Origin of the sequence: Aeromonas sp. R1-1 (assembly GCF_040908495.1) — a bacterium.
GTDB classification, from domain to species: Bacteria; Pseudomonadota; Gammaproteobacteria; order Enterobacterales; family Aeromonadaceae; genus Aeromonas; species Aeromonas veronii.
This window is the reverse complement of the sequence record NZ_JBFODV010000227.1, coordinates 1-3,604: the sequence shown is the minus strand read 5'-3', so window position 1 is coordinate 3,604 and position 3,604 is coordinate 1. Positions and strand designations below refer to the sequence as shown.

Genomic DNA, 3,604 nt, shown 5'->3' with positions numbered 1-3,604 from the left:
GTCATCAGGTAGAGGTGCTCGACACCCTGCGCTGCTATATGAATATCGCTTCCCACAACCCCTCCATTCACTACGAGGGTGGGGAGCTGGGAAGCTATGACGCCGTGATCCCGCGGATCGGGGCCAGCATTACCGCCTACGGCACCGCCGTGCTGCGCCAGTTCGAGATGATGAACACCATGGCCCTCAACAGCTCGGTGGCCATCAGCCGTTCCCGCGACAAGCTGCGGGCGATGCAGCTGCTCTCCCGCCACGGCATCGGCCTGCCCATCACCGGCTATGCCCACAGCACCCACGACGTGCCCGACCTCATCACCATGGTGGGCGGGGCGCCGCTGGTGGTGAAATTGCTGGAGGGAACCCAGGGGATTGGCGTGGTGCTCTGCGAGACCCAGAAAGCCGCCGAGAGCGTGATCGAAGCCTTTATCCAGACCAACAACAACATTCTGGTGCAGGAGTATATCCGCGAGGCCAATGGCGCCGACATCCGCTGTCTGGTGGTCAACGGCAAGGTAGTTGCCGCCATGCGCCGCCAGGCCCAGCCGGGGGAGTTTCGCTCCAACCTGCACCGTGGCGGCACCGCCGAGGCGATCAAGATCACTCCGGAAGAGCGCGCAACCGCCGTACAGGCCGCCAAGATCATGGGGCTGGATGTGGCGGGGGTCGATATCCTGCGTAGCGCCCGTGGCCCGCTGGTGCTGGAGGTCAACTCCTCCCCCGGATTGCAAGGGGTGGAAGCCGCTTCCGGCAAGGATGTGGCCGGCAAAATCATCGAGTTCCTCGAACTCAAGGCGAGCCGCAAGAACAAACCGGCGGAGTGAGCCTCAGGCTTGCATCTGTCAGATAGAAACAGGGCGCCCTCGGGCGCCTTGTTGCTATCTGGCTGGTGCCGAAGTTCCCTCACCCTAGCCCTCTCCCAAAGGGAGAGGGAACTGTTCGGCGGCGATCATCGCCAGCCTTGCGCTAAATACGCCATCCTCGAGCCGGGTGTCGATCTGCCAGCCCAGCTTCTCGCAGATACGCTGGATGATGGTGAGGCCACAGCCGTAGCCGAGGATCTGATCCGGCGCCGCTGCCGTCGGGTTGCTGATGGTGAGCACCGGGCCACACAGCTCGATGTCGATATGTCCCTCGGCATAGCTCAGGGCATTTTTCAGCAGGTTGCCGAGGGCGATGGCGAGCAGGGAGAGGGGGGCGTTTACTTCGCTGCTCTCGTCCAGATTAAGCCGGATATCGAGGGCCTCCCGCTGCAACAGCGGAGCGAGGCGGGCCAGCTCCTGACGGATCAGCGGGGTCACCTGCTGCAGTGGCCGCTCCACCGCCTCCTTGCGGCCCAGCAGCAGGAAGGTCTCGGTGAGCAGCGCCATCTCGTCGGCGGCGGCGCGGATACGGGTGGTGGCGCGGGCGGCCGGTGCGGGCAGATCCGTCACCTTGCCGAGCAGGGCCGCCGAGCCCTGGATCACCATGTTGGGGGTGCGCAGCTCGTGGCTGGCGAAGCGGCTGAACTCCTGCTCGCGAGCGAACACTGCGCTCACCTCCTGCTTGCCGGCCAGCAGCGCCAGCTCGATGTCCCGCAGCTCCTGCCAGGGGGCGTCGGGCTCGAAATCCGCCTGATCCGGGGTGAGGTGGGCGACCCTCTGTTGCAGCCGTTGCAGCGGCCCTGTGATATGGCGTACCAGCCAGATGCCGAAGCCGAGGCAGGCGAGCAGCAGGGTCACCCCGATCAGCCGGGTCGCCAGATGCAGCTTGTCTTCGTAGGGGTCTAGGTAGTCGTCGGCGTCGTCGTTGAACACCAGATAGAGCAGTCCCTCGCCGGAGGGGTGACGGGCCACCAGAAAGTGTTTGTCCTCCTTGCCCAGTTGGTGCTCGAAAAAGCCGGGAGTCTGGTAGGGCTTCAACCACTTGGGCAAGCGGCCCGCCTCGGTCCAGTAGCTGGAGAACTGTCTGGGGCTTGGAGCCGCCGCAGCCGGGCCGAGTCGCAGCCAGTCATCGCTGTAGCGGGTCACTTCGGCTTCCAGCCAGTGGCGCAGGCTCAGCTCCTCCATCTTGTCCTCGGCCACCAGCATCAAGCCGGAGAGCAGGATCAGCAGCACCACCCCGGCGCCGCCGAGCGCCATGATCAGGCGGCGGCGCAGGCTCGGCAGGCTCATGCGCTCACCAGTCGATAGCCCTGACCGTGCAGGGTCTCCAGCATGGGAGTGGGGAAGGGTTTGTCCAGCGCGTTGCGCAGGGCATAGATATGGCTGCGCAGGGCATCGGAGTCGGGCTCCTCATCCCCCCAGACGGTGTCGAGCACCTCCTGACGGCTGACGATGGCGGGGGCGCGGCGGGCCAGCAGGGCGAGGATCCGGAACGGGATTTTGCCGAGCTTGAGGGGCTCACCGGCGCGGGTGGCGCGGCCGCTGGCGACATCGACCGTCAGATCGCCAAAGCTGATGGCCCCCACATCGCCGCGCGGGCCACGCAGGCTGAGGGCTTGCAGTCGCACCTCCAGCTCCTCCATGGCGAACGGCTTGACCAGATAGTCGTCGCCACCGGCCTTGAAGCCTGCCAGCTTGTCTTCCAGGCTGTCGCGGGCGGTGAGAAACAGCACGGGAGTGGCAATCCCCTGCTCGCGCAGGCGCGCCACTGTGCTGAGGCCATCGAGGCGCGGCATCATCACATCCATGATGATGACGTCGAAACGCTGCTCCTCCAGCAGTTGCAGCGCCGCCTGACCGTGATAGGCACAATCGAGGCGGTGACCGGCCAGCTCCAGATAATCCATGATGGTTTCCGCCACCTGAGGATTGTCTTCTACTACCAAAATCTTCATGCTTTGCTCTCCTGGTTGGCGAGCGTTTCACGCTCTTTTCACACCGGATTCGGCATCCTGTTTGCCAGTGTAACCCCGAGGATCCCTGATGAAGAAGTCTCTCTGCGCCCTCCTGTTGCTGATCTTGTTGCCACTTGGCACCTCACAGGCGACCGAATTCAAACTGACCGGCCGCACCACCTGGCAGCTTGGCCAGTTGATGGTCAACGGCATGCCGTTCGTGATCGACGACCAGACCCGCTTCAAGGATTGGCTCAACGAGGATGATCTCGGCGGCACCTGGGTCGAGATGAAAGGGGTGGTGGAGAACGGCGTGCGCTATGTGCGCAAGGTTGAAGCCCTCGACGAAGATGACAAGGACGAGATGGATCTGGAGGGGCCGGTGGAAGGGGGGCGGATCTGGGGCTACACCACCTCGGACAACAGTCTGGCGCCGTTCGAAGGGCGCTGGCTGGAGCTGGAGTGCAAGTTTGACGGCATGCGCCTGAGCCGCTGCCGCGAGGATGACTGATCCGATCTCTGCGTTCCGATTAGAAATGCTCCCGAATGAAGCCCATGCTTGTCCAGCATGGGCTTTTTGTTCAGGGACGAACGAAGATGGAACAATCGAGAAAGTGGTGTGCATGGATGCTGGGTGTGCCGCTCTGGGCGGCGCAGGCGGGAGCCGACGAGCTGTGGCTGGTGGAGCTGGAGCACAGCGACGGCATCCGCCTGCAATTTCAGGGGGCCGAAGTGGAGCAGGGCAGTGCCGCCATCTGGCGGCAGGGGGAGATTTGGCCGCAGCCACTC

At 64.1% G+C, this 3,604-nt stretch carries 4 protein-coding genes and 1 pseudogene; 3 read left to right on the top strand and 2 right to left on the bottom strand.

The annotated features are described in order from the left end of the window. On the top strand, positions 1–821 hold an 821-nt coding region (gene rimK, locus AB5Y92_RS15290; RefSeq protein WP_368227068.1), incomplete at its 5' end, for a 30S ribosomal protein S6--L-glutamate ligase. Positions 822–905: 84 nt separating this feature from the next. On the opposite strand, the gene AB5Y92_RS15285 is transcribed toward rimK, so the two are convergent. Together AB5Y92_RS15285 and AB5Y92_RS15280 are read right to left on the bottom strand one after the other, a co-directional pair. Continuing rightward, positions 906–2,150, bottom strand: a complete 1,245-nt coding sequence (locus AB5Y92_RS15285; protein ID WP_368227067.1) for a sensor histidine kinase — start codon at positions 2,148–2,150, stop codon at positions 906–908. After that, positions 2,147–2,815, bottom strand: a complete 669-nt coding sequence (locus AB5Y92_RS15280; RefSeq protein ID WP_005340090.1) for a response regulator transcription factor — start codon at positions 2,813–2,815, stop codon at positions 2,147–2,149. Before AB5Y92_RS15280 ends, AB5Y92_RS15285 begins: the two co-directional genes overlap by 4 nt. A gap of 88 nt (positions 2,816–2,903) precedes the next feature. Between AB5Y92_RS15280 and AB5Y92_RS15275 the strand changes: the two genes are divergently transcribed. Further along, positions 2,904–3,326: a hypothetical protein gene (locus AB5Y92_RS15275; RefSeq protein WP_368227066.1), complete on the top strand. Its 423-nt coding sequence runs from the start codon at positions 2,904–2,906 to the stop codon at positions 3,324–3,326. Between the two features lie 86 nt (positions 3,327–3,412). Beyond that, positions 3,413–3,604 (top strand): annotated as a pseudogene (locus AB5Y92_RS15270) (hypothetical protein); the annotation flags it as partial.

What these genes read in the sequence shown, in the direction of transcription:
- AB5Y92_RS15285 (WP_368227067.1), bottom strand. Translation starts at nt 2,150, where the DNA reads ATGAGCCTGCCGAGCCTGCGCCGCCGCCTGATCATGGCGCTCGGCGGC.
- AB5Y92_RS15280 (WP_005340090.1), bottom strand. Translation starts at nt 2,815, where the DNA reads ATGAAGATTTTGGTAGTAGAAGACAATCCTCAGGTGGCGGAAACCATC.
- AB5Y92_RS15275 (WP_368227066.1), top strand. Translation starts at nt 2,904, where the DNA reads ATGAAGAAGTCTCTCTGCGCCCTCCTGTTGCTGATCTTGTTGCCACTT.